The organism is Litoribaculum gwangyangense, assembly GCF_039543505.1.
Classification (GTDB): Bacteria; Bacteroidota; Bacteroidia; order Flavobacteriales; family Flavobacteriaceae; genus Litoribaculum; species Litoribaculum gwangyangense.
The window spans coordinates 303036-328923 of the sequence record NZ_BAABJW010000001.1; the positions used below are offsets into that span (position 1 = coordinate 303036).

22 protein-coding genes are annotated in these 25888 nt (G+C 33.8%); 14 read left to right on the plus strand and 8 right to left on the minus strand.

All coding sequences use genetic code 11. The features are described from left to right. Window positions 1-28: 28 nt before the first annotated feature. Entirely contained in the window at window positions 29-661 is a 633-nt protein-coding gene (locus tag ABD963_RS01285; RefSeq protein WP_345275126.1) for a response regulator, read from the plus strand. A gap of 479 nt (window positions 662-1140) precedes the next feature. Here ABD963_RS01285 and odhB read toward each other — a convergent pair whose 3' ends face one another. Together odhB and ABD963_RS01295 are read right to left on the minus strand one after the other, a co-directional pair. After that, the gene (odhB, locus tag ABD963_RS01290; protein WP_345275127.1) at window positions 1141-2352 is read right to left on the minus strand and encodes a 2-oxoglutarate dehydrogenase complex dihydrolipoyllysine-residue succinyltransferase; all 1212 of its coding nucleotides are present in this window, start codon (window positions 2350-2352) and stop codon (window positions 1141-1143) included. Between the two features lie 32 nt (window positions 2353-2384). Next, on the minus strand, window positions 2385-5129 hold the full coding sequence (locus tag ABD963_RS01295) for a 2-oxoglutarate dehydrogenase E1 component (RefSeq protein ID WP_345275128.1): 2745 nt from the start codon (window positions 5127-5129) through the stop codon (window positions 2385-2387). A 159-nt stretch (window positions 5130-5288) separates the two neighbouring features. On the opposite strand from ABD963_RS01295, the gene ABD963_RS01300 reads away from it, so the two are divergent. Further along, window positions 5289-5819 carry an alpha-ketoglutarate decarboxylase gene (locus ABD963_RS01300; RefSeq protein WP_345275129.1) on the plus strand — a complete coding sequence of 177 codons (531 nt, stop codon included), beginning with the start codon at window positions 5289-5291 and terminating at the stop codon, window positions 5817-5819. 1 nt (window position 5820) lies between these two features. Here ABD963_RS01300 and ABD963_RS01305 read toward each other — a convergent pair whose 3' ends face one another. Next, entirely contained in the window at window positions 5821-6252 is a 432-nt protein-coding gene (locus ABD963_RS01305) for an RrF2 family transcriptional regulator (RefSeq protein ID WP_345275130.1), read from the minus strand. Window positions 6253-6367: 115 nt separating this feature from the next. Here ABD963_RS01305 and ABD963_RS01310 point away from each other — a divergent pair, with 115 nt between their 5' ends. The 8 genes from ABD963_RS01310 (at window position 6368) to ABD963_RS01345 (ending at window position 13356) form a co-directional block, all read left to right on the plus strand. After that, entirely contained in the window at window positions 6368-6871 is a 504-nt protein-coding gene (locus ABD963_RS01310; protein ID WP_345275131.1) for a c-type cytochrome, read from the plus strand. A gap of 7 nt (window positions 6872-6878) precedes the next feature. Beyond that, window positions 6879-7457, plus strand: coding sequence for a fasciclin domain-containing protein (locus tag ABD963_RS01315; protein WP_345275132.1), 579 nt, complete (start codon window positions 6879-6881; stop codon window positions 7455-7457). 27 nt (window positions 7458-7484) lie between these two features. After that, window positions 7485-9455, plus strand: a complete 1971-nt coding sequence (gene nosZ / locus ABD963_RS01320) for a Sec-dependent nitrous-oxide reductase (RefSeq protein WP_345275133.1) — start codon at window positions 7485-7487, stop codon at window positions 9453-9455. Window positions 9456-9591: 136 nt separating this feature from the next. After that, window positions 9592-10188 (plus strand): hypothetical protein, encoded by a 597-nt coding sequence (locus ABD963_RS01325; protein WP_345275134.1) that lies wholly within the window; start codon window positions 9592-9594, stop codon window positions 10186-10188. A gap of 11 nt (window positions 10189-10199) precedes the next feature. Next, on the plus strand, window positions 10200-10640 hold the full coding sequence (locus tag ABD963_RS01330; protein ID WP_345275135.1) for a nitrous oxide reductase accessory protein NosL: 441 nt from the start codon (window positions 10200-10202) through the stop codon (window positions 10638-10640). Window positions 10641-10644: 4 nt separating this feature from the next. Next, the gene (locus tag ABD963_RS01335) at window positions 10645-11880 is read left to right on the plus strand and encodes a nitrous oxide reductase family maturation protein NosD (protein ID WP_345275136.1); all 1236 of its coding nucleotides are present in this window, start codon (window positions 10645-10647) and stop codon (window positions 11878-11880) included. Beyond that, on the plus strand, window positions 11874-12581 hold the full coding sequence (locus ABD963_RS01340; protein WP_345275137.1) for an ABC transporter ATP-binding protein: 708 nt from the start codon (window positions 11874-11876) through the stop codon (window positions 12579-12581). The genes ABD963_RS01335 and ABD963_RS01340 overlap by 7 nt, the downstream gene beginning before the upstream one ends. Beyond that, entirely contained in the window at window positions 12574-13356 is a 783-nt protein-coding gene (locus tag ABD963_RS01345) for an ABC transporter permease (RefSeq protein WP_345275138.1), read from the plus strand. Before ABD963_RS01340 ends, ABD963_RS01345 begins: the two co-directional genes overlap by 8 nt. Here the strand turns inward: ABD963_RS01345 and ABD963_RS01350 are convergent. Beyond that, window positions 13353-13703, minus strand: a complete 351-nt coding sequence (locus tag ABD963_RS01350) for a hypothetical protein (RefSeq protein WP_345275139.1) — start codon at window positions 13701-13703, stop codon at window positions 13353-13355. The genes ABD963_RS01345 and ABD963_RS01350 overlap by 4 nt on opposite strands. Then, entirely contained in the window at window positions 13703-14677 is a 975-nt protein-coding gene (locus ABD963_RS01355) for a polyprenyl synthetase family protein (RefSeq protein ID WP_345275140.1), read from the minus strand. Before ABD963_RS01355 ends, ABD963_RS01350 begins: the two co-directional genes overlap by 1 nt. A gap of 113 nt (window positions 14678-14790) precedes the next feature. On the opposite strand from ABD963_RS01355, the gene ABD963_RS01360 reads away from it, so the two are divergent. Genes ABD963_RS01360 through ABD963_RS01375 form a run of 4 tightly spaced genes read left to right on the plus strand, consistent with a single transcriptional unit; the run spans window position 14791 to window position 21460 of the window. Next, a complete protein-coding gene (locus ABD963_RS01360; protein ID WP_345275141.1) occupies window positions 14791-15396 on the plus strand; it encodes a TetR/AcrR family transcriptional regulator in 606 nt (201 codons plus the stop codon). Between the two features lie 3 nt (window positions 15397-15399). After that, window positions 15400-16725 carry a TolC family protein gene (locus ABD963_RS01365; protein ID WP_345275142.1) on the plus strand — a complete coding sequence of 442 codons (1326 nt, stop codon included), beginning with the start codon at window positions 15400-15402 and terminating at the stop codon, window positions 16723-16725. 4 nt (window positions 16726-16729) lie between these two features. Further along, on the plus strand, window positions 16730-17908 hold the full coding sequence (locus ABD963_RS01370; RefSeq protein WP_345275143.1) for an efflux RND transporter periplasmic adaptor subunit: 1179 nt from the start codon (window positions 16730-16732) through the stop codon (window positions 17906-17908). 21 nt (window positions 17909-17929) lie between these two features. Then, window positions 17930-21460 carry an efflux RND transporter permease subunit gene (locus ABD963_RS01375; RefSeq protein WP_345275144.1) on the plus strand — a complete coding sequence of 1177 codons (3531 nt, stop codon included), beginning with the start codon at window positions 17930-17932 and terminating at the stop codon, window positions 21458-21460. A 62-nt stretch (window positions 21461-21522) separates the two neighbouring features. Here the strand turns inward: ABD963_RS01375 and ABD963_RS01380 are convergent, their stop codons facing one another. The 3 genes from ABD963_RS01380 to ABD963_RS01390 form a co-directional block, all read right to left on the minus strand. Next, a complete protein-coding gene (locus ABD963_RS01380) occupies window positions 21523-23916 on the minus strand; it encodes a DUF2309 domain-containing protein (RefSeq protein WP_345275145.1) in 2394 nt (797 codons plus the stop codon). 2 nt (window positions 23917-23918) lie between these two features. After that, window positions 23919-25352, minus strand: a complete 1434-nt coding sequence (locus ABD963_RS01385) for a proton-conducting transporter transmembrane domain-containing protein (RefSeq protein ID WP_345275146.1) — start codon at window positions 25350-25352, stop codon at window positions 23919-23921. 206 nt (window positions 25353-25558) lie between these two features. After that, the gene (locus tag ABD963_RS01390) at window positions 25559-25888 is read right to left on the minus strand and encodes a hypothetical protein (protein ID WP_345275147.1); all 330 of its coding nucleotides are present in this window, start codon (window positions 25886-25888) and stop codon (window positions 25559-25561) included.

Consider the following 25888-nt stretch of genomic DNA (forward strand, 5'->3'; position numbering starts at 1 on the left):
TAACAGCAAAAAATAGCTTAAAAAATTAATGAACACCTCCATTGTTATTGCAGATGATCATCCTTTAATGTTGCGTGGTTTAACCGATTTTTTAACCTCTAAAGGCTATCACATTGTTGGAAGTGCAACCGATGGGAATAGAGCCTACAACTTGATAGTAAAATTAAAACCCAAAATTGCGATTCTTGACATAAGAATGCCCCATAAAACAGGTTTGGAAATTGCGGAAGCCTGTAAAAAAAACAACTTACCAACTAAAATTATACTTATTACTTTTGATAAAGAGGAAGCGCTTTATGATAAAGCTAAAGAGTTTAATGTTTACGGATATATTTTAAAAGAATTTGCAATTGAAGAAATTGAAATCTGTATTGAAAATGTAGTAAACAACAAACCTTATTTTAGTGAAGAAATAGCCCATTATTTAAAAGTTAATAACATAGAGAAAAAACCTGAAACTATAGATTTGCTAACAAAATCTGAATTAAAAATAGTAAAGCTCATTTCAGAAAACAAAACTAGTCATGATATAGCGAAAGAGTTATCTATATCGGTTCGAACGGTTGACAAACACCGTAGCAATATTGTTGCTAAAGTAGGCTTAGATGACAAACCAACCTCACTAACCATATGGGCAGGGTTAAATAAAGCTTATTTATAAAAATACGTAGAAGTACGTATTTTTTTTATCCGTAACATAAACTACATTTACAGTGCTATTAATTAGTTCTTAGGGAGAATTATAGAAAGCTCTAAACCGTAACGGTTTAGAGCTTTCGCCTTTTATAGAGTTTCTTTCTTTAAAAATACGTAGAAGTACGTATTTGTTTTCACAATGAACTCTTTTACTTTTACAAAGCTATTAGTCAACTCTTTTTTGAGAGATTTTTTAAAGGAAACTCTGTGTCTTTAAAAGCACAGAGTTTCTAATAAAAACCTTTTGAAAAAATTTATTTAACCCCATGGAAAAAGAAAATAATCTTATCAATAAATATTGTTTAATAGGCTTAGTGGCTTTAATTGTGGTGATTATTTCTATCAATATCATTGTTCTTTTTATTTAGTTAGTTATTTTTCAAAAAAAAGGTGTTGCATAGATATGTAACACCTTTTTTTATTTTTGTTTATTGGTTTTATCTCTTATAACTCCAAAGCTTTTTTTACATCATTATTCATTAATAATTCAACAGGATTTTCCAAAGCTTCTTTTACGGCCACCAAAAAGCCCACACTTTCTTTACCATCAATAATTCTGTGATCATAAGATAAAGCTACGTACATAATGGGTCGAATTTCCACTTTACCATTTACGGCAACAGGACGCTCCACTATGTTATGCATCCCTAAAATACCGCTTTGAGGAGGATTTATTATAGGCGTTGATAACATACTACCAAATACACCCCCGTTAGAAATGGTGAATGTTCCGCCAGTCATTTCATCTACGGTTATTTGTCCGTCACGTGCACGAATAGCTAAACGTTTTACTTCACTTTCAACGCCTCTAAAACTTAAGTTTTCTGCATTTCGCATGACTGGAACCATGAGTCCTTTTGGTCCAGAAACCGCTATACTGATGTCGCAAAAATCGAATGAAATCATCTCTTGACCATCTATCATAGAGTTAACAGCGGGATACATTTTTAATGCTCTGACCACCGCTAGAGTGAAGAAACTCATAAAACCTAAACTTACACCATGTTTGGCTTTAAAGTTTTCTTTGTGCTCATTGCGTAAATTGAAAATAGGTGACATATCAACCTCATTAAAGGTTGTTAACATGGCTGTCGTATTTTTGGCTTCCACAAGTCGCTCTGCTACTTTACGACGTAACATAGACATTTTACTTCTAGAGGTACTTCTATTTCCTCCCGATGGAGTTCCCATTGAAGGTACAGCTTTTACTGCATCCTCTTTGGTGATTCTTCCGTCTTTACCAGTTCCAGAAACCGATTTGGAATCTATCCCTTTTTCATCTAAAATCTTTTTTGCCGCAGGACTCGCAGTACCAGTTGCATAAGTTTTAGTTTCTGTAGTTGCAGGTTGTGGTTTTTCTGATTTTGGAGTTTCTTCTTTTTTCTCTTCTTTTGAAGACGGACTGCCTTCAGGCTTTTTCCCATCAGTGTCAATTAAGCAAACAACAGCTCCTACCTCAACAGCATCTCCTTCTTCTGCTTTAAGTGTAATAATTCCACTAACTTCAGCAGGCAATTCAAGAGTTGCCTTATCACTATCAACCTCAGCAATAGCTTGGTCTTTTTCCACATAATCGCCATCTTCAACTAGCCATGTTGCTATTTCTACTTCGGTTATAGATTCCCCTGGCGAGGGTACTTTCATTTCTAAAATCATTGATTTATAATTTTAATAGTGTTTTTTAATTTTTATTCTTCTATATCAAAAACCGCGTTAATAACGCGCTGTTGCCTTCTTTTATCACGTGTACTGGAACCTGGAGCGGGAACAGAACTGTAGGGTCTTGATTTCACTTCAAGCTTAACCAAATCAATACGTTGCGCCATGTGCGTCCATGATCCCATGTTTTTTGGTTCCTCTTGTGCCCAGATGTATTTTGTAACATTTGGATATCTATCAATAACAGCTTGTATTTTTTGCATATGCAAAGGAAATAATTGTTCTATCCTTACCAAAGCAACTTCTTTAGTAGCTAATTCTTCCCTTTTTTCTAACAAATCGTAATAGAACTTACCTGTACAGAATACTAATTTTTTTACGTCTTTTGGATTTATATTATCGTCTATAACTTCTTGGAACTCACCAGCTGCTAATTCATTTAATGATGATACAGCTTTTGGATGGCGCAATAAACTTTTGGGAGTAAAGACAATTAATGGTTTTCTGAAATCACGTTTCATTTGACGCCGAAGTAAATGATAAAAATTCGCAGGCGTTGTACAATCTGCAACCGTCATATTATCCACGCCGCAAAGTTGTAAAAAACGTTCCATTCTAGCCGATGAATGTTCTGAACCTTGGCCTTCGTAACCATGAGGCAATAAAACAACAATTCCATTTTGGGACTTCCATTTATCTTCAGCTGCTGATAAGTATTGATCAAAAATTATTTGGGCACCATTACTAAAATCTCCAAACTGTGCTTCCCAAATGGTTAATGTATTAGGGTTTGCCATGGCATAACCATAGTCAAAACCTAACACCCCATACTCTGATAAAAAGGAATTGTAAATATCCATTTTACCTTTATTATTAGGATTGGTGTTTAAAAGATTGATGCGTTCTTCGGAAATTTCATCACGCATTATAGCGTGCCTATGGCTAAAGGTACCGCGTTCAACATCTTGACCTGAAATACGGACATTAAAGCCTTCTTCCATTAAACTTCCGTAAGCCAAGGTTTCTGCCATCCCCCAGTCTAAAGTATCAGTTTCAAATACCATTTTAGCTCGACCCTCAAGAATTCGTTCTGCTTTTCGTAAAAACTTGACGCCTTTTGGAACCGTTGAAACCACTTTAGAAATGTTTTCTAATTTATCTTTTGGATAAGTAGTGTCTTCATTTTCAAGCATTGCTTCTGACCCTTTACGTTTGAAATCTGTCCAACGTTCTTGCATAAACTCCCTAACTATTGATGCGTCAGCTTCTTTGGACTTATTGTATTCATTTTCTAAAGTTTCTTTAAAATCATCTACAATTTTATCAACATAGGCTTTATCAATAGTGTTTTCAGATATTAACTTTTTAGAATAAATTTCAAACGGATTGGGGTGTTTTGCTATTTCCTTATATAGTTTGGGTTGTGTAAAACGAGGTTCATCTCCTTCATTATGACCATATTTTCTGTACCCCAACAAATCAATATAAACATCCTTTTTGTAGCGCATTCTATATTCCAAAGCTAACTCAACAGCATGAACCACAGCTTCTGCATCATCAGCGTTTACATGTAATACAGGTGAAAGGGTTACTTTTGCAACATCGGTACAATAAGTACTTGAACGTGCATCTAAATAGTTTGTAGTAAAACCTATTTGATTGTTAACTACAATATGAATGGTTCCACCTGTTTTATACCCATTTAATTGACTCATTTGTGCTACTTCATACGCAATACCTTGACCAGCAATAGCTGCATCACCATGCACTATGATGGGAATGATTTTAGAATTATCTCCACCATAATCACTATCGATTTTTGCTCGAGTAATTCCTTGAGCTACAGATGCAACAGTCTCAAGATGCGATGGATTTGGCACCAAATTCATCTTAATATTTTTACCATTTTGATAGGTTTTATCTAAGGTTAACCCCAGGTGATATTTAACGTCACCATCAATATTTTCATCTTCAAAATCTTTTCCATCAAACTCACTAAAAAGTTCGCGCATGGGCTTTCTAAAAATATTAACCAATGTGCTTAATCGGCCACGATGTGCCATTCCTAAAACACACTCTTTTACACCGTACTTTTCGACGGAATAAAAAAGCACATTACTTATAGCAGGAATCAAAGACTCCCCTCCTTCTAACGAAAAGCGTTTTTGACCTACATATTTGGTTTGCAAAAAGTTTTCGAAGTTAACAGCTTGGTTTAATTTTGAAAGTATATATTTTTTAGTGTCGACCGAAAAATTAGGTTGGTTATCATTTTTATTGAGTTGGTTTTGCCACCATTTAATAACCTCAGGATTGCGCAAATACATATACTCAACCCCAATAGAGTCGCAATAAATGCGCTCTAAATGTTTAACAATTTCGCGTAAGGTTTGCGCTCCAATACCCAAAATTTCACCGGCATTGAAAACCGTATCTAAATCGCTTTCTGATAAATCAAAATTGTGCAATTCTAGCGTGGGTGTGTAACTTCTTCTTTCACGAACGGGGTTTGTTTTAGTAAACAAATGCCCTCGCATTCTATAACCATCAATAAGCCTAACTACATGGAATTCTTTTTGGACATACTCGGGTATTTGTGTTGAAACACCTTCAACAATTTCACCATTTAAACCATAGTTTTCACTACCAAAATCATAACCTTGAAAAAAGGCTCTCCAACTAGGTTCAACAGTATCCGGATTTTGTAAATATTGGTCGTATAAATCAGCAAAATAAGCTGTATGAGCTGCGTTTAAGAATGAAAATTTATCCATTGTTTCTTATAATCCCGTTTGGGTTAGTCAAAATATTCAGCAAAAATACAACTTTTACTAAAATTAGATGTTTCTTTAACTATATTTATAATGGATATTGTTATTTTAATTAAACGATGGCATATCCCTGTTAAATTTTTGATTTTACCTTAAATTCCTATGATTTCATTTTTTAATTCTGTAAGAAAAACAATTGTGCTTTTAATAGCATTTTCATGCTATATTCTGTGCTCAAGAGCACAAAGTGAAAGCAGTAATTTTTGGAACCAAGTAAGATATGGAGGCGGTGTAGGACTCAACTTTGGTGACGGTTTTTTTAGCGCCACGTTGGCACCAAGTGCTATTTATGAATTTAATAATTATTTTGCTCTTGGCCTCGGTCTTAACGCTACGTTTAATAATCAAAAAAGTGTTTATAAATCGACTATTTTAGGGGGTAGTTTAATTTCTTTGTTTAATGTTATTCCTGAGTTACAGTTATCAGCTGAATTTGAAGAACTCAACGTGAATAGACGCTATAATGTTAATTTGAATATTCCTGATGACAACTATTGGTCGCCTGCGTTGTTTTTGGGCGCTGGTTATAGAAGTGGTAATATTACTTTTGGTGTTAGATACGATGTTTTGTTTGACCGTGAAAGGAGTATTTATTTGGATCCTTGGGCACCTTTTATGAGATTTTATTTTTAACTCATAAAGGAAGAAATGATTGCCCTAAATTAATATCGTTAGATAAATCTTCTATAGTCTTTTGGTTAAGGTGTTTTAGGATGTTATCTCTGGATATACTAAGAATATTGTGCAAGGGGCAAGGCTTTTCTTCATTACAGGTATCTAAGCTTAGCATGCATGATTTCAGGGTTTTTTCCCCATCAATGGCGTGAATTATTTTCATTATTGAAACCTTGAAATTTTCATTATTTAAATAAAATCCTCCTCTAGGTCCTCTAGTAGAGGATATAATCTTTTCCTTAACTAACTTCTGCAATAATTTAGCAATATAAGGCTTGGGTACATTTATAGGATTAGCAATATCCTTAACCATTACCTTTTTTCCCCTTTTGGAGTTTACGGCTATAAATAAAACGGCTTTAATTGCATATTTTGAAGAGTTTGAAAGCATTTTTAAGTATTAAATTTCAAACAAATATAAAAAAGATATTTTTGTCTTAAATATGATTTTTATCATATTATTTCTACCCACTTCATGATAGATTTGCCCTATAAAATAAATCTATATGAGAACAACACTAAAAATTTTATCGTCATTACTATTGCTAATTTTGTTAAGCTGTGGTGGTAAAGAAGACAAAAAGAAAGAAAATTTTTCTTACGAAAAACCAACTAAAAGTGAAAACAAAGCCAATACAAGCGCAGAAAAAATACCTGCTTCAAAAAAAATTGATTTAAACAATAAGGGTATTGGTCCGATATCTTCAGTAAACTTAAATACGGAAATTGATCAGGTCATGGCAACACACGGAAGCGAAGTCTTTAAAAAAATGTGTTCTGCTTGCCACAGACCAGATAAAAAATTTATTGGTCCTGCTCCTACAGGAATTTTGGAACGTCGTTCTCCAGAATGGATCATGAATATGATTCTTAATCCTGAAGGCATGGTTCAAAATGACCCTTTAGCTAAAGAATTATTAATAGAATTTAATGGCTCCCCGATGGCAAATCAAAACTTAACTCAAGAGGAAGCTAGGGCAGTATTAGAATATTTTCGAACACTAAAATAAATAAGCAATGAGAACAACAAAAAAATTATTTCTTGTTTTTGCCAGCATAAGCCTATTTTATTCATGTAAGAACAAGAACCAAGGTGCCCCACAGGTAGATACGTCTACAAATATGAGTGAACAATCAAATGAAAATACCGGACAAGCATTTATTGAGGATGATGAAGCCACCCCTAATTGTTTACAGATAGCAATTGGGTCTCCAGACCATAAAACTCTTGTAGCTGCCGTACAAGCTGCACAAGTGGAAAATGCGTTGGTAAATGTTGGCCCTCTTACTGTATTTGCTCCAACAGATGCAGCTTTCGCTGCTTTACCAGAGGGCACCGTTGAAAATCTCATTAAACCAGAAAACAAAGAGGTTTTGGCCAATATCTTAAAATATCATGTAACTCCGGGAAATTTAAGCACCACCATTTTAACTAAGCTTCCTAAGTTAGGTCAAGCAAATAATCAATATGTTAATGTTGAAGTAATTGATGGTAAACCTGTAATAGGTGGGGCCAATATTATTGCTAGTGTGAAAGCTGGAAATGGAATTGTACATGTCATAGATAAGGTATTATTACCTCCATCTGAAGAATAAAAAACACTAATCTAATATAATTTAACAATGAAGAATTTATTAAAATCAACTCTTGCAATTGTAGCTGTTCTTGTAGCATTTACAAGTTGTAATAATGGAGCAAAATCAGGAAAAAATTCTGGCGCTCTGGCAAATAATGTTGCCGAAAAAGTATATGTAGCACCAGGAGAGCATGACGAGTTTTATGCTTTTATATCTGGTGGATTTAGTGGACAGTTATCTGTTTACGGATTACCATCAGGACGTTTATTTAAAGTGATTCCAGTGTTTTCACAAGACGCTGAAAAAGCTTATGGTTATAATGAAGAAACAAAACCAATGTTAAATACTTCTCATGGTTTTGTGCCGTGGGACGACGCTCACCATCCAGATATTTCACAAACAAATGGAGTAATTGATGGTCGTTGGGTATTTATTAATGGTAACAATACGCCGCGTATTGCAAAAATTGATTTATCAACATTTGAAACTACAGAAATCATTGAGATTCCTAATAGTGCTGGTAACCATAGTTCATCTTTTGTGACTGAAAATACGGAGTATGTTGTAGCTGGAACACGTTTTTCTGTTCCTATTCCTCAAAAAGATATGCCAATTAAGGATTACAAAGGAAATTTTAAAGGATCATTAACCTTTATTACTGTCGATCCAGAACATGGAAATATGGATATTAAATTCCAATTAATCATGCCAGGATTTGATTATGATTTATCACATCCAGGTCGTGGAAAATCTCATGGTTGGTTCTTCTTCTCAACGTACAACACTGAAGAAGCAAGCACACTTATGGAAGTCAATGCCTCTCAAAATGATAAAGATTTTATTGCTGCTGTAAACTGGAAGAAAATTGAAGAATATGTGAACAATGGAGGAGGAACAATGATGCCAACTAATTATGCACATAATGTGAATGATGAAAATACACACATGGCAACTTCTACCATGAAAAAAGAAGTACTTACAGTGAATCCGTTGGACGTTCCTGGAGCAGTTTATTTAATGCCAACTCCAAAATCACCACATGGTTGTGATGTGGACCCAACAGGTGAATATATTGTAGGTAGTGGAAAGCTTTCTGCTAACTTAACAGTTCACTCATTTACAAAAATGTTGGCTGCCATTGAAAATGAAAGTTTTGCAGGTGATGCTTATGGTATTCCAATTATTGAGTTTGAAGCTTCATTAGCTGGTGTTGTAGAACAACCAGGTTTAGGGCCTTTACATACTGAGTTTGATGACAAAGGAAATGCATATACCACATTCTTTATTTCATCAGAAGTGGTTAAATGGAAAGTTGGTACTTGGGAAGTTTTAGACAGACAACCATGTTACTATTCAGTTGGTCACCTAATGATTCCTGGAGGTAACTCACAAAAACCATTTGGTAAATATGTGGTAGCAATGAATAAGATCACAAAAGATCGTTATTTACCAACAGGTCCAGAGGTTACACAATCTGCACAGTTATATGATATTTCTGGCGATAAAATGGAATTGTTGTTGGATTTTCCAACTATTGGTGAGCCACATTATGCTGCTGGATGTCCTGCAGATTTAATCAAACCTCGTTCTAAAAAGATATTTAACTTAGAAGACAACAAGCATCCTTACGCTGCAAAAAGTGAGGCAGATACAAAAGTTGTACGTGATGGTAAAACAGTTCATATTTATATGACAACCATTCGTAGTCACTTTGCTCCAGATAACATTGAAGGTATAAAAGTAGGAGATAAAGTGTACTTCCATGTCACTAACCTCGAGCAGGATTATGATGTCCCTCATGGTATTAGTATGATTGGTGCAAACACCTCTGAGTTACTTATCATGCCAGGACAAACGGAGACCTTCCTTTGGGAGCCTAAACAAGAAGGTGTTTGGCCGTTCTATTGTACAGATTTCTGTTCTGCTTTGCACCAAGAAATGCAAGGATATGTTAGAGTATCTGCAGCGAATGCTAACACACCATTGAAGTGGTCACTAGGGGAAGATATAGAATAAAACAAACTTAGGAGAATTTTGTTTTAGTGTTTATTTTCCTAACAAAGGCGAGAGTAGTCTTTTCGCTCTCGCCTTTCTTTTTAAAACGCTAAAAAAATCACTAAAAGCCTTAACGATGAAAAAGTCAAATATCATCATGCTGCTTGCAGCAATTTTACCACTAGGATTGTTTCTTTTTCCACTTTGGAAAATTACACTGGAAGCTCCACAATATCCAACGCCGTTGGGTATGTACATTTACATTAATGATTTTGCTGATGTCAACCCACACGATATTAAAAACATCAACTTGATGAATCATTATGTTGGTATGAAGTATATTCCTGAGGCTATCCCAGAATTTAAAATATTTCCTGCAGGAATAATCATTACCACCATCATAGGCTTGTTAATTGCCTTTAAAGGCAATTACAAATGGTTCTTATATTGGTTTATCTTAATGGTTGTTTTAAGTAGTGCTGGACTATATGACTTTTACCTTTGGGAGCATGATTATGGTCACAATTTAGATCCAAAGGCTATAATGAAATTTACCAATCCCGATGGAACAGTAATGGGCTTTCAGCCTCCATTATTTGGTAGTAAAGACATTTTAAATTTTAAAGCTCATTCTTATCCGAGACTAGGAGCTTACTTTCTAGGATTAGGAATTGCAATGGGATTAGTAGCCTATTTAGTTGGAAAGAAAAATCATAAAAAAGCTTTGCTATGTAAAGAAAAGACAAAACACTAAAACACTAAAAAATGCAAACACTAAAACACTATTCAATTATTGCATTACTGCTTTTTTTATTTAGTTGTAATGTATCACCACAAGCTATTGATTATGGCAATGATGGATGTCATTTTTGTAAAATGACCATTGTTGACAAGGTTCACGGAGCAGAAATTGTGACCAACAAAGGAAAGGTCTATAAGTTTGATGCTTCAGAATGTATGATTAATTTTCTACATGAGTTTGAGGATTCATCAGAAATAAAAATTTTTCTCACTAATCATTTTACCGAACCTGAAGTTTTAATCGATGCTACTAAAGCTACTTTTTTAATAAGCGAGAATGTACCAAGTCCAATGGGAGCTTTCTTATCTGCCTTTAAAAATAAGGTTGATGCTGAAAAAATTCAATCAGAAAAAGGAGGTGAGCTGTATTCTTGGGAAAAACTACTAGCACATTTAAAGAACTAGTTTCATGAACAAATTAATCACATTTTTAACGGTCATTTTTATGGCTAACATAATGTATGCTCAAAACATTGAGGTATGCAGTTCTTGTTCTGTTTCAACCTTATCCGAAGCTATTGCTCAAGCCAAAGATTTTGATACCATTATTGTTAAAAAAGGAACTTATAAAGAGCATGACATTACAATAAACAAACCATTAACAATTATTGGTGAAAACTATCCAGTAATTGATGGAGAGCTAAAAGGTGAAATAATTACCATAATTTCAGACAATGTAACTGTTGATGGCTTGTTTGTGATTAATGTAGGAACGAGTTATACCGAAGATTATGCCGCTATACGAGTTAGAAAGAGCAAAAACTTTGTCATTCAAAATGTGGTTCTAGAAAACCTGTTTTTTGGTATTTACATTGAAAAATCGAATTACGGAAAAATTTATCATAACAAAATAATTGGTGATGCTGTTGAAGAATACAACTCCGGAAATGGCATTCAATTATGGTACAGCAATTATATAGAAATAGAACACAACTTTGTTGAACATGTTCGTGATGGGATATATTTAGAGTTTTCTAATAACTGTATTATTAAAAACAACGTCAGTGAGCAAAATTTACGTTATGGCTTACATTTTATGTTTTCGAACGATGATCTTTATGAAGACAACACCTTTGAAAATAATGGAGCAGGAGTTGCAGTGATGTTTTCCAAAAAAATAAAGATGATAAATAACACCTTTAAAGAAAATTGGGGAACAGCATCTTATGGTATGCTATTAAAAGAGATTAATGATGCCGAAATTATTGGAAATACTTTTCAGGAAAACACCATAGGTATAAATATTGAAGGTTCTAACAGAATTGTTTACAAGAACAACAATTTTATAAATAATGGTTGGGCTGTTAAGGTTCGAGGAGCTTGTTATACTAATAGTTTTTTGGAGAATAATTTTTTGTATAATTCTTTTGATATATCCTACAATAGTAAAGTAAACGACAATGTATTTGATAGAAACTTTTGGAGTAACTACACAGGATACGATCTTGATAAAGATGGAGTAGGTGATGTCCCTTATAGACCTGTTAAGCTATTTTCATATATAGTAAACAGAACTCCGGAAACAATTATTCTTTTACGTAGCTTATTTATTGATATCATTGATTTTTCTGAAAAAGTATCACCAGTTTTCACGCCTGATAATTTATTGGACAATAACCCTTTAATTAAAAAAGCAACATGGTAAGTATTGAAAATTTACATAAAAAATTTGGTAAAAATCAAGTCTTAAAAGGTGTAGACCTCAGTATTAATGAAGGCGGAATTTTTGCAGTCCTTGGACCAAATGGATCAGGTAAAACCACCTTAATAAAGTCTGTTTTAGGCATGGTAATTCCAGATAAAGGTACTATTGAAGTCCAAGGTAAAAACATAAAAAAAAGCTCGGAATACAGACATAAAATTGATTATTTACCACAAATAGCCAATTTCCCGAGTAACTTAAAAGTCAAGGAACTTATAAAAATGATAAAGGATTTGCGTAAGCCTACAAAGGAAGAAACACGTTTGATAGAGTTGTTTAAGCTTGAACCTTTTTTAGATAAGAAACTTGGCAATCTTTCTGGAGGTACAAAACAAAAAGTGAATATTGTTTTAACCTTTATGTTTGATAGTCCCCTCATTATCTTAGACGAGCCTACTTCAGGATTAGATCCGATTTCACTGATAAGACTAAAAGACTTAATTCAAGCTGAAAAAGCAAAAGGAAAAACTATATTAATTACCTCTCATATTATGAGTTTTGTTGAAGAAGTATCAGATGAAATTGTATTCCTATTAGAGGGTAAAATTTACTTTAAAGGCACCATTCAAGATTTAAAAACCAAGACCAAGCAGCCAGATTTTGAGCATGCTATTGCGTCTATATTAACCAACAATCATGCTTAAAATATTAAAATACAGTTTTTACGATTTAATGCGCAGTCGCTGGAGTTATGTGTACTTTGCATTTTACTTATTACTTGGTATCGTGCTCTTATTTTTAAATAACGATTTATCCAAAGCAGTCATTACTTTAATGAATGTTATTATAGTATTAGTGCCATTAATAGGTACAATTTTTGGTGTGATGTACTACTACAATTCTAAAGAATTTACGGAGTTATTATTGGCGCAACCCTTAAAACGCTCATCTATATTTTTAGGACAATATTTAGGTGTTGCCTTATCACTTTCAATGAGTCTTATTTTAGGCTTAGGTATTCCGTTTGTATTTTATGGATTGTTTAAAAGTGCAGCTATTTGGGATTTTTCATTATTACTCATTACTGGTGTTTTTCTAACACTCATTTTTACTGCATTAGCATTCAATATCGCCTTATCTAATGAAAACAAGATAAAAGGATTTGGTTATGCTATTCTTTTATGGTTGCTACTGGCAATAATTTATGATGGTGTCTTTTTAATGACACTCATTTTGTTTGAAGACTATCCACTAGATAAATTGTCACTTGTTGGTACCATGTTAAATCCGATAGATTTATCAAGAACGCTTATTTTATTAAAGCTCGATATCTCAGCATTATTAGGTTATACTGGAGCAGTATTTAAGCAATTTTTTGGAACTAGTTTTGGATTAATGGTATCATTTGCTGTATTATTGGTTTGGGTAACGCTCCCAGTTTGGAGAATTGTTTTTAAATCAAAGAAAAAAGATTTCTAAGAATACTTATTTCTAAACCAAACTTTTTGCCATTCGCGTTTCAGAATTAAAAACGATACGTTTTCAGACAAATTAAGTATGTCTTCACCATCCAAAGCTTTTATTGCTTTTTCTGGAACATCAATAATGTAAAGTAGGTTTAAATATTCCGTAAACTTTTCTTGAATGAGTCTGTAAATAGTTTCATGGAGTATCAATTTTAAACTTGATGGTAAAACATCCTCATGAAAATCTAAATCAATATTAGCTAAAAGAAAATCTTTATTTATTTGAACAATCAGTTTTTTATATAAATCCAGTTTATTCGCTTCTTCAATTAAATCATCAAATGTAGCTGGTAAATTCATTAAATGGTTCTGTTCATTAAACCTATTCCAAAATCTTTCAATAGTTGCTTTTTTTCATCTGAAATATTTAAAGAATTTAAAACCTCGAATGCCATATTGGTATAGTCTTGAATGGCTTTTTTTGTAGCTTCAGCAGATCCCGATGATTCAAAAATTTGCTTAGCTAAAGTAATTTTATTGGAAATATCCTCAGGATTTGACGAAAATAGTTGTTCTAAAATTAACTTATCCGATTCATTTGAAAACTCTAAAGCTTTTAAATATAAATATGTCTTTTTATTTTCAATAATATCGCCTCCAACTTGTTTTCCAAACATTTTTGGGTCGCCAAAAGCATCTAAATAATCATCTTGTAATTGAAAAGCTATACCTAAATTTTTACCAAAATTATAAATACTGTTTTGGTCTTCTGAAGAAGCTTCAGCAACAATGGCTCCCATTTTCATAGCAGCACCCACCAAAACGGCCGTTTTGTATTCTATCATTTTTAAATATTCCGATATGGTAACATCTTGTCTGGTTTCAAAATCTACATCGTATTGTTGGCCTTCACAAACCTCTAAAGCTGTTTTGCTAAATAGTTTCGCCAATGCTTGAAACGTACTGGCATCATAATTTTCAAAAAGCTGATACGCCAAAATTAACATGGCGTCTCCTGATAAAATTCCAGTATTGATATTCCACTTTTCATGCACTGTTTCTTTACCCCTTCTTAGTGGTGCATCATCCATAATATCGTCATGAACCAAGGAAAAATTATGAAACACCTCTATACTTAAAGCAGCATTCAGGGCTTTTTTATGATCCCCATTAAAAATATTTGTAGACATGAGGGTTAAAACAGGTCTGAGACGTTTTCCGCCTAAATTCAATATGTATTCAATGGGTTCATAAAGGTTTTTCGGCTCTTTAACTGCTGAATACTTTTCTAAATATTCAACAAAAATTTGTTGGTATTTTTCAATGGATAACATAGGGCAAAAATAAATTAAAAACCTGTATCTAAAACTTCTAATGTTAAATAATTGTAAAACTATGGAAACTTTTATTGTTTTTAAAGTTTCCTCATTTATATTTGCACTCCATTATGAGAGAAAAAATTCTAATAAACGCTGCTGATCTATTTATAACCTTTGGTTTTAAAAGCATTACCATGGATGATATTGCTAACAAAATTGGCATTTCAAAAAAAACCATTTATCAACATTTTGATAATAAAACCAAGTTGGTTGAAGCCGCTACATTACATATGTTTGAAATTATCTCACATGGGATAGATTGTATTTGTGCCCTGGACAAAAACCCTATTGAAGAAATTTTTGAAATAAAGCAATTTGTAATGGAGCATTTAAAGGATGAAAAATCTTCACCGCAGTACCAATTACAAAAATATTATCCCAAAATATATGAGTCTTTAAAATCAAAACAAACCTGCGTCATGCAACAATGTGTAACGGAAAACCTTAAAAAAGGGGTGGAAAAAGGTTTATACAGAAGCACAATAAACATTGATTTCATTTCAAGATTATACATTAACAACATGATATGTTTGAAAGATAAAGAGCTTTTCCCACTAAAAGATTTTTCAATGAACACACTTATGGAGAATTTTTTAGAATATCACCTTAGAGGTATATGCACACCAAAAGGGTTAGAAACATTAACTAAATACATAAACACTCATCAATCATAAAACATGAAGAATAAACTCATTTTATACTTTAGTTTGTTAATTTCTATATCTGGATTTTCTCAAGAAAATCCACAACGTTTTTCTTTAAAAGAAGCTATTGATTACGCCTTAGAAAACAACCAAAATATTAAAAGCGCAGATCTGGATATTTTAGCTGCCAAAGAGCAAGTTTGGGAAACTACCGCATTGGGTTTACCTCAAATAAACGGCTCTGTTGATTATCAAATTTTCCTGAGATCTCCATTTGACATTTCATCACTTGCTCCTGATGATCCATTTCGATTTTTATTCCCTAAACACAATTTAACACCCAGTGTTTCACTTTCGCAATTACTTTTTGATGGAGGTTATTTAGTAGGTTTACAGTCTAATAAAGTGTTTTTGGAAATTTCGAAAAACGCCAAAGACAAAACTGTTAACCAAATTGAAACATCTGTGGTAAGTGCTTATAATAATGTTTTACTTACTAAAGAGAGTATCAATATTACAAAAAACAATATTGCTGTATTAGAGGAAAACCTAAACGAAACCAAAAAGATTTTTGAAAATGGATTAGCTGAAGAAGAAGATGTTGAGCAACTTCAAATAACCCTTTCCAGTTTAGAAATCAACCTGAAAAACTTAGAAACCCTCTACAATATTTCGGAAGGTTACCTAAAAGTTTTGCTGAATATCAATTTAAAGGACTCTATAGAACTTACTGATGGTTTAGAAGACTTGATTCTTCAAAATATATCGTTAGAATTAATAAGTGAGCAACATCCTGTTTCTAATAATATAGATTATAAAATAGCCTCAAACGAAGTGGAAGCAAAAAGTCTAGAGTACAAACTGGAAAAATCTGAACAGTTACCTAAATTAAATGCTTTTATCAACTCGAGTTATTTAGGTTACAGTGATGAATTCTCAAATTATTTCACAAATGAACAAGATTGGTTGTTTACCGTAACAGGCGGGGTTAGTTTTAAATTTCCAATATTTAGTTCATTTGGAGGTAAAGCTAAACGCCAAAAAGCTAAAATTGAATGGGATAAAGCTGTAAACAACCTTAATTTAAAGGAAAGCCAATTGGAATTAGAGTTTCAAAACGCCAAAAACGAATACAATTTAGCTATTGAAACGTATGCCAACAAACAAAGAAACCTTGAACTTGCTGAAAAAATTGAGAAGAAAAATACCATCAAATACAAGGAAGGTATTGCCGGAAGTTTCGATTTGAGACAAGCCCAACTACAACTTTACACAAGTCAACAAGAATATCTGCAAGCTATTATTAACGTAATTAACAAAAAAGCGGAATTAAAAAACCTATTAAACATCCAAAATTAAGAACATGAAAAATATATATTCTCTATTATTAATAACCCTTATTTTAACCTCTTGTGATGGTAGTAAGAAACAAACCGTTGAAGAAATAATAGCATCAGATAACTTAGAACTTATTAGACAAAAGAAGTCTGAATTAGACGCATCGGCCGAAGAACTTTCAGCCCAATTAAAGCAACTGGAAGAAAAAATTAAGGAATTAGATCCTCAAGAAAAGGTGCCATTAATAACCACTTTTACAGTAAAAGAAGCCGTTTTTTCACATTTTGTTGAACTGCAGGGAAGTGTAAGCACTAAGCAAAATTTGGTAATTCAACCAGAATTTTCTGGGGTTTTAACTCGGGTTTATGTTAAAGAAGGCGAAAGAGTTAGCAAAGGTCAACTTTTGGCAAAGATTGATGACGGTGGTTTAAATCAACAATTAGCACAATTAAAAATTCAGTCAGATTTAGCAAAAACAACATTCGAACGTCAAAAACGACTTTGGGATCAAAAAATAGGTAGTGAAATTCAATATTTACAAGCTAAATCTAGCTATGAATCACAACAACAAGCAGTTAATCAACTGGAACAACAACTTGGCAAAACATTGGTGCGCGCCCCCTTCTCTGGCACTATTGACGATGTTATTACCGAGCAAGGCTCGGTAGTTTCACCAGGCCTTTCTCAATTATTTAGAATTGTAAATCTGGATGACATGTATATAGAAACTGAAGTCCCCGAGCGATATGTTTCAGATATCATTAAAGGTAAAGAAGTGAAAGTGGAATTCCCTGTTCTAGGGAAAGAAATGGATGCCCAAGTGCGACAAGCAGGAAACTTCATAAATCCAGCAAATAGAACATTTAAAGTAGAAATTGCTATTCCAAATAAAGATGCTTCTATTAAGCCTAACCTTACGGCGAAATTAAAAATTAATGATTATACCAATGAAAAAGCGATTTTAATTCCGCAAAGCATCATTTCTGAAAATGCCGAGGGTCAACAGTATGTCTACACCATTATTGATAAATCTGAAAATAAAGCCACCGTAAAACGAGAAATCATTGAAACGGGCCGTACCCAAGGTGATTACATTGAAGTGCTTTCAGGTATAAAAAACGGGGAAGAAATCATTGATGAAGGTGCACGCAGTGTTAAAGAAGGTCAAGAAGTAAAAATTCTTGTGTTAGAGGACACCAAATAAATAACAAAAAAGACTCCACCGATGACAAAGGATTTAAAAGAAAAAAAGGTAAACAAAGAGTTTGGTTTATCCTCATGGGCTATCAACAACAAAACAACCATGTATGTGTTAATTGTTTTGATACTCTTCCTAGGTGCTGGTGCATACTTTAGTATGCCCCGCGAAAATTTCCCGGAAATTAAAGAAACCAAAATCTATATAAGTTCTATATACCCAGGAAACACAGCCGAAGATATTGAAAAACTTATCACAGATCCTATTGAAGATAAGCTAAAAACAGTTAGTAATGTTGTTGAAATCACCTCAACATCACAAGAAGATTACTCTATTATTATTGTTGAGTTTGACGAAAGTATCTCTGTTGAAGCAGCAAAACAAAAAGTAAAGGATGAAGTGGATTCTGAAACTTCAGGAGAAGATTGGCCCACATTTAATGGCGCCAAAGTAGAACCTAATATTTTCGACTTGAGTATGTCTGAAGAAATCCCCATACTAAACATCAATATTTCAGGCGATTATCCAGTAGATAAACTTAAGGAATATGGCGAATATTTGGAAGATGAAATTGAAGGCTTGATAGAAATCAAGCAAGTGGATATTCGGGGTGCGCAAGAAAAAGAGGTTGAAGTAGCTGTTGATATTTATAAAATGATGGCTGCCCAGGTTAGTTTTGATGACATCATAAATACTATTAGTAGGGAAAATATGACTATGTCTGCTGGTAATTTAATAACTAGTGGACAAAGGCGAACCATTCGAATTTTAGGAGAAATTGAAGACCCTGGCGAACTTGAAAACTTTGTAGTAAAATCTGAGCGAGATAATCCTATTTATCTAAGAGATGTGGCCAAAGTTACTTTTAAAGACGAAGATAAAACTACATACGCTAGAGAATTTGGAGAGCCTGTGGTGATGCTGGATGTAAAAAAACGCGCTGGTAAAAACATGGTTGCCGCTGCAGAACAAATTCAAGCGATTGTAAAAGATGCTGTTGATAATGTATTTCCGCCAGATTTAAAAGTAACCATTGCTAACGACCAATCATCAAAAACCATTGGCCAGGTAGATGATTTGGTAAACAACATTATCTTCGGTATTATTCTAGTAGTGACCGTTTTAATGTTCTTTTTAGGATTTAAAAACGCCTTATTTGTTGGGTTTGCCATTCCTATGTCTATGTTTATGTCCCTAATGATATTAAATTATTTAGGCTATACCATGAACACCATGATTCTTTTTGGATTGATTATGGGACTAGGCATGCTAGTAGACAATGGTATTGTTGTGGTAGAAAACGTATATCGACTCATGGAAGATGAAGGCATGAGTAGAATTGAAGCTGCCAAAAAGGGCATTGGTGAAATCGCATTTCCCATCATCATATCAACAGCCACAACGGTGGCAGCATTTGTGCCACTAGGTTTATGGCCTGGAATTATGGGGCAATTCATGATTTATTTTCCCATAACGTTATCTGTTGTTTTAGGGTCTTCTTTATTCGTTGCTATATTTTTCAACTCAGTTATGGTATCACAATTTATGACCCTTGAAGATAAAAATATGCCCTTAAAACAAATCATCAGGATTTCAGTTATATTTGGTATTATTGGTGTTTTAATTTTTGCTTTCGGCGGAAGCTACAGAGGCCTTGGAACCCTCATGGTAGTTACTGTAGGTTTGCTTTGGATATATCGATTATTTCTTCGAAAATGGGCCAATAACTTCCAAACTAAAACTTTGCCTCGTTTAGAAAATTTTTATGAAAACACGTTGCGCAGTGCACTTAGCGGTAAAAAGCCAGCATTTATAGCCATTGGCACTTTCATCTTACTGATAATTGCTTTTATGGGTTTTGGGGCATCCGTTGGAAGTCAACGTACCAAAGTGGAATTTTTCCCAGACAATACACCTAACCAAATTATTGTTTATATAGAATACCCTGAAGGTACCGATATCAAAAAAACCAATGCTATTACAAAAGATATTGAAGAGCGGGTTTATAAAATTATAAACGCCCCTGAATACATGGATGGTAATTTCAATTATTTAACCGAAAGTGCTGTATCGCAAGTAGGTGAAGGTGCTGGCAACCCGCAAACCGATGGAGGTTCTGCTGCTGAAATGCCCCATCGTGGAAAAATTACCGCTACCATGCGCGAATATAAATTTAGAAAAGGAGCCGATAGTAACGAGCTTCTCAAAAAAGTACAGGCTGCTTTAAAAGATATTTATCCTGGAGTTGCCATTTCAGTTGAAAAAGATGCTGTTGGGCCACCCGCTGGTTATCCTATAAATATAGAATTGGAAGGTGAGGATTATTCTGAGTTAATTACTACTGCCGAAAGAATGCGCGATTATATTAATTCCAAAAATATTCAAGGTATTGATGAGTTGAAAATTGACGTAAACAAATCAAAACCCTCTATGCAAGTGCACATTGACAGAAAAAAAGCTGGAGAATTGGGCGTTACTTCGGGTCAAGTGGGGCAGCAATTGCGTAATTCCATTTTTGGCGCTAAAGCTGGTATTTATAAAAAAGATGGGGAAGACTATGATATATATGTGCGTTTCAATGAAGAAAACAGGTATAACACCAGTGCTATTTTCAATCAGAAAATAACCTTTAGGGATATGGCCACTGGCCAGATTAAAGAAATTCCTGTATCAACAGTTGCCAGTCAAAATAACAATTCTGGATTTAGTGCTATAAAACATAGAGATGTTAACCGCGTGGTAACACTGTATTCTGCTTTAGCTCCAGGGTTTACTGATGCTGGCGCTATTGTGTCTCTAATTAAAAATGAAATGCAGGATTTTAATGAAATGCCTGATGATATTAAAATCGATTATACCGGACAAATTGAAGAACAAAATAAACAAATGGCTTTCTTGATGGGTGCATTTTTTACTGGATTAGGATTGATTTTCTTCATTCTAATTTTCCAATTTAATTCGGTTTCAAAACCTGGTATTATTATGTTGGCCATCTTTTTAAGTTTAATCGGTGTGTTTGGTGGATTGATTATTACAGGTGCTTCGTTCGTTATTATGATGACCATGATGGGTATTATTTCATTAGCAGGAATTGTTGTAAATAATGGTGTGGTTCTTTTGGATTATACGCAACTTTTAATTGACAGAAAAAAGGTAGAACATGATTTAGAAGACGACCAATATATTGAAAATAGTGAACTGTTAGATGCTATTATAAAAGGTGGTAAAGCGCGTTTACGACCCGTATTATTAACAGCCATAACTACTATTTTAGGTTTAATTCCATTAGCTACTGGCTTAAATATTAATTTCTTCACCTTGTTTAGTGAATTTGATCCCAATATCTATATGGGTGGTGACAATGTTATTTTCTGGGGGCCCCTTGCTTGGACTGTTATTTATGGTTTATTTGTAGCCACATTTTTGACACTCATTGTAGTTCCTATTTTATTTTACTTGGTAACAAGATTTAAAATGTGGTTGTATAAAGACCGTCTTGCTTCATACCCTGACCCTTCTCCAGTGACTACTTTTAATATGAACAAACAATTGGAATAATAAAACAAAAGAAGCCTCAACAATTGTTGAGGCTTCTTAACTAATTAACTAAAACAAACTACTTAAGCTAGTATTTCTTCAAAATTTTTCTCTTTTTTATTATTAAAGATTTTATTTTTCTGTTTTTCAATATTTTTAGAAATCCAATTGAGGTCTTTATTGTAATGATATATGTTGTTTTTATCCATTGGATCCATAACCATCAAATAAATCCATTCATTATCTAACAAATTTTTAAGATTCTTGTTTCTTATAATAATCTCACTCACTCTAGATATTGGTGCCTGTATAACTACCGATAATCTTAGTGGTTGGTGGTACATTTCAGAGTCTGATTGCATTAGGGATTGTAAAGGAAGTCCCATTTTTAAATCTCCGCCATTACCTTGTAACACTCCAAATTTTCCCGTAACATTGTGGGTTATTTTTGAGCCACTACCAAAGGTCTTATTGTCAACCGTCGAGAAATAGTAATGGTTGTTTATCCATTGTGTTACCACCATAGGGCCTTGCATGATACCTTCCAAAGCTTTTCCGGTTTCATCCATTTCCCAATTGTAAGAGTGCAAAAAGCAACGTCCATCCAAGTTATGGCTTTTAGTTAAATTTCTTGGTCCCACAACAAATCCCGCGTTTTTAGCTAAACCCCATTCTGGTCGAGTTTCTCCCCAATCATTTGCTTTTCTATTAGCAAAAGCAACACTGTTTTTTTCAGTATGTAATCGTTCTTGGGTAGCTGTTTGTTGTGCTTTCTTTAAATTTTGTTTCAACTTTTGTAGCTCACCGTAGTGTGAGCTTGGAACTTCGGAGTCAAATAGTACGATTTCATCAGTGGTTGTATTATGTTCTGCCCCTATAAAAATAGTGCTTAGAGGAATTTCTATTTGATGATCTTCTTTTAAAGCCTTTTTAACCTCGGAATCATTAGCCAATTTAGCTAACATTCTGGCATTATGTCTTCCTGGGCTTGCAGCACAAGCACCACAATCCAAACTAGAACCAAATGGGTTATTGGCAGAATGACTGCCATGGCCTGCAAAAACTACCAATGGCGCGAATTTTTCCCAGCCCATCAAATCAAAACCCGATTTTACAATGGCAACTTTGTCAGCTAAAGGAATGCCTAATTCGTTATGTTCATGAGAACATGCTTGAGTGATTTTTAGTTCACAAATGGTCTCAAAATCTTTGCTGTTCTTTGTGCTTAGTTTATAAAAATAACTTGGTGTAAGTGTTCTAGCTATTAACGACAAACCATAGAAAAATCCCGAGCCTTCCACAAAGCCAAATGCTGAAGGCAACATATTTTTCATTCGTTTTAGAAAATAGTTTCTGAACTTTTTAACTTCATTTTTACTTTTAAACGTTTGAACTTCTTTTGAATGATTCTCTTGAGCTGTCTCTGAAACAAGATAAGCTGAATTTAAAATTGGAGGGCATGATTTTCGTGTTAAGCCATCTTCCAAGCTTTCGTAATCCATGGCAATTCCAAAGAAACCTGCGTAACCAAAGGTTTCATAATTCCCTTGGTTTTCAACGTGTCTTCTAATGAGTTCTGATCTGGTGTCTATACAAAAAACCAATTGGGCATCAGGAATTAGATCACTTTTTTGGGTTGATTTTGAACTTATCGCTTGTTTATCCAATAATTTTTCCAATTCGTTTTGCCAACTTTTTTCCCAAGCTTTTAACCAGATGTATTGTAATTTAGCAACTGAATCTATTACCGATACGTCTTCTTTTTTTGGCACAAAATCTGCTCCTATTTTTTTTGCAGTCCAAAGTCTTGCCGCTAAATAATCTTGTAAGGTTATTGGATATTCTTGTTGCCAGGACGTATGGGTCTCTGTTCTATGATTTATATAACCAGTCCAACCTGGTAAGGCCGCTAAATGATAAGTAAATATTTTAGTATAATCATCTTTAGAATACTCTTTCAAAACTTCTTCTAAAGCTTCCAAACTTGTTTTTGGAATTTCAGAAATTGTAGTTTTAGGCAACTCATTATCATAGATAGCCAATTTTCGCCAAGCTCCATAAAACCCTTCATGTTTATTAGGCATATCCCATTCCGCCAAACCTTCATCCATAAAGGCAGCTAGCCATTTTGCTAGGATTCTATCCAAGTCATTATTTGAATTTATGTGCTCTACCCGCTTTTGGGTTGTCATTTGTTGTAAATAAAACTCTGGTGATTCTAAAAGTTGATTTTCTTTTAGGATTCCTAAAAGTATCTCTCTGTCAATACTTCCCTGTTTCAAAGCATCCTTAAAAAGGTTTGCATCGGGCAACACTTGGGCATTCAAAAGTTTTTCAGCATGATTAACAGCTTCTTCAAACGTTTTTTGCTCATAACCTGATAAAGGATTGGAAGTCACAAAAGAGTAAAGTGGCCATGTTTTGCCTATAACTTTAGAGGCTTCTTCGATGCTTTTATTTATAGTTTGATTTATCATGATTATTTAGATTTATACATTAAAACCGTTTTTTTGTAAGGTTGTGATATGTTTAATAGTTTAACATATAGCCAAGGGAATTTTCGGTATACTCCAAGTTTCATTATAAAGAAACCTATTAAGAAAACAATTCCAAAAGCTACTTCAATGGCAGATATCGGTAGCGGTGTTGCTACCATTGGCATGTCGAACATTAACGCCGTTACACCATTATACATCAACGCATAAGTTATGATACCTGATATGAATAGTACAGGGGGCAAAAATGCTTTTTGAAAAACCGTTAAACTTTGTTCTTTTACTATATTATAAGTTACCTGACCAACGGTTATGGCTACGATAAGGGTTAAAAATATACCACTGTTTAACGCCATACCTTTACCCGTTAAATAGTTGAATAAAAAGGCTCCTAAAACACCAAAAAACAATACAACTATGGCTTGCAATGGTTTAATGGTAAGATGCAGAGGTTTTTGTGGGGTGTTATGCTGTACTTCTTCTCCAGAAGATAAAAACAAATAGGCTTTGTAAAAACCATGGAGTATTAAATGTACCACCGCTGCATTAAAAAGTCCTAAACCACATTGCATAATCATAAACCCCATTTGTGCAATGGTAGAGCAGGCAAGTTTTTGCTTAACGTTTACTTGAATAAGTTTAGTAAACTGCGCAATCACTGCTGTTAAACCACCAATAATAAACAATATGATTAAGGTATTGGATGCAAACAATAAGGTTGAAAATAAAGCCAATAAAATTCCTGAGCCATTTACAAACCCTGCATGCATAAGTGCTGATGCGGGTGTTGGTGCTGTCATTGCTGAAAGTAACCAACGGTGAAAAGGATAAATGGCCGATTGAATGATGGCTGCTGTGATGATGCACAACCCAGATATTATTGTGATGTGCCTAGGTAAACCATCTAGATTTGATATGATAGCGCTCAATGTGAAAGACTCTGTTTGGAAAGCTAAAATCAACACCCCTACACTGAGAAGCAAGCTCCCTGAAACAAAATATTTAAGGGCGAATTTTGATGCTTCTCTCGCTTCTCCCCAATTGGAATCTACACCTATTATTTTGGACATAAAAATTCCCATCAGTAACCACGTTATTAATAAAAGTGATATGTGATTGGACATTACAAAAGTCATGATAGACAGTGTAAACCCGAAACACAACAATGAGAATTTGGAATGATGCTGAAAGCCTTTCATATAGTTTTTCCCATAGCTAGCTATAAGGGCACTAAAAAACGTAACTACGGTCCAGATAAGAACTGTAAAACCGTTAATCTTTAAGATATTCTCATATTCCCATAAAGGTATGTTTGGTGCGTTAAACACCAGATGAGCTAAATTCCCCAGAAACATGAACCAAAGTACATATGTTATTACTTTAGATATGGAATAAGAGTTGAAATTATTTTGAATCATTGTTAAGGTATTTAATTTTCTAATTATCTTAATTTAATTTGATTTGGCTCTAACTCTAGCAATAAATACTGTTGTAATTATGAAACTACATACTAAAATTTTATCCATAAAAACTGACTCTCTTACATAAGCCAATGTGATGAATAACAGTAAAATTATCATTCCTAGAATTGGCAAAACCATTTGTTTTTGTGTAAACATGTTTTTTATATTTGAGATTGATTATCAGACATCGTAATTTCAAGGATGCCATTAATTTTTAAGTTACTATTAAGTTTCCTCGATTTTGCTATAAATTCTCGAGCAATTTCTTTCTCTTTTTCAAGCTCTGTGATGCGATCATCCAATTCATTAGTACTTGCATGGTGATTACCCTCCCATTTTTGAAGTCTTTGGATTTTGTGAAAATTAATTTTTTCATCTATTAAAGACATGATAACATAGGATGCATCTGACGGCGAAAATTCCCCTTTAACTAATTGAACTTTTTGCTTAATTTTTTCTGGCTTGACTAAATCTTTGGTTTCCATTTGCAT

Coding starts and splice junctions, on each gene's coding strand:
- ABD963_RS01285 (WP_345275126.1), top strand. CDS start 29: ATGAACACCTCCATTGTTATTGCAGATGATCATCCTTTAATGTTGCGT.
- odhB (WP_345275127.1), bottom strand. CDS start 2,352: ATGATTTTAGAAATGAAAGTACCCTCGCCAGGGGAATCTATAACCGAA.
- ABD963_RS01295 (WP_345275128.1), bottom strand. CDS start 5,129: ATGGATAAATTTTCATTCTTAAACGCAGCTCATACAGCTTATTTTGCT.
- ABD963_RS01300 (WP_345275129.1), top strand. CDS start 5,289: ATGATTTCATTTTTTAATTCTGTAAGAAAAACAATTGTGCTTTTAATA.
- ABD963_RS01305 (WP_345275130.1), bottom strand. CDS start 6,252: ATGCTTTCAAACTCTTCAAAATATGCAATTAAAGCCGTTTTATTTATA.
- ABD963_RS01310 (WP_345275131.1), top strand. CDS start 6,368: ATGAGAACAACACTAAAAATTTTATCGTCATTACTATTGCTAATTTTG.
- ABD963_RS01315 (WP_345275132.1), top strand. CDS start 6,879: ATGAGAACAACAAAAAAATTATTTCTTGTTTTTGCCAGCATAAGCCTA.
- nosZ (WP_345275133.1), top strand. CDS start 7,485: ATGAAGAATTTATTAAAATCAACTCTTGCAATTGTAGCTGTTCTTGTA.
- ABD963_RS01325 (WP_345275134.1), top strand. CDS start 9,592: ATGCTGCTTGCAGCAATTTTACCACTAGGATTGTTTCTTTTTCCACTT.
- ABD963_RS01330 (WP_345275135.1), top strand. CDS start 10,200: ATGCAAACACTAAAACACTATTCAATTATTGCATTACTGCTTTTTTTA.
- ABD963_RS01335 (WP_345275136.1), top strand. CDS start 10,645: ATGAACAAATTAATCACATTTTTAACGGTCATTTTTATGGCTAACATA.
- ABD963_RS01340 (WP_345275137.1), top strand. CDS start 11,874: ATGGTAAGTATTGAAAATTTACATAAAAAATTTGGTAAAAATCAAGTC.
- ABD963_RS01345 (WP_345275138.1), top strand. CDS start 12,574: ATGCTTAAAATATTAAAATACAGTTTTTACGATTTAATGCGCAGTCGC.
- ABD963_RS01350 (WP_345275139.1), bottom strand. CDS start 13,703: ATGAATTTACCAGCTACATTTGATGATTTAATTGAAGAAGCGAATAAA.
- ABD963_RS01355 (WP_345275140.1), bottom strand. CDS start 14,677: ATGTTATCCATTGAAAAATACCAACAAATTTTTGTTGAATATTTAGAA.
- ABD963_RS01360 (WP_345275141.1), top strand. CDS start 14,791: ATGAGAGAAAAAATTCTAATAAACGCTGCTGATCTATTTATAACCTTT.
- ABD963_RS01365 (WP_345275142.1), top strand. CDS start 15,400: ATGAAGAATAAACTCATTTTATACTTTAGTTTGTTAATTTCTATATCT.
- ABD963_RS01370 (WP_345275143.1), top strand. CDS start 16,730: ATGAAAAATATATATTCTCTATTATTAATAACCCTTATTTTAACCTCT.
- ABD963_RS01375 (WP_345275144.1), top strand. CDS start 17,930: ATGACAAAGGATTTAAAAGAAAAAAAGGTAAACAAAGAGTTTGGTTTA.
- ABD963_RS01380 (WP_345275145.1), bottom strand. CDS start 23,916: ATGATAAATCAAACTATAAATAAAAGCATCGAAGAAGCCTCTAAAGTT.
- ABD963_RS01385 (WP_345275146.1), bottom strand. CDS start 25,352: ATGATTCAAAATAATTTCAACTCTTATTCCATATCTAAAGTAATAACA.
- ABD963_RS01390 (WP_345275147.1), bottom strand. CDS start 25,888: ATGCAAATGGAAACCAAAGATTTAGTCAAGCCAGAAAAAATTAAGCAA.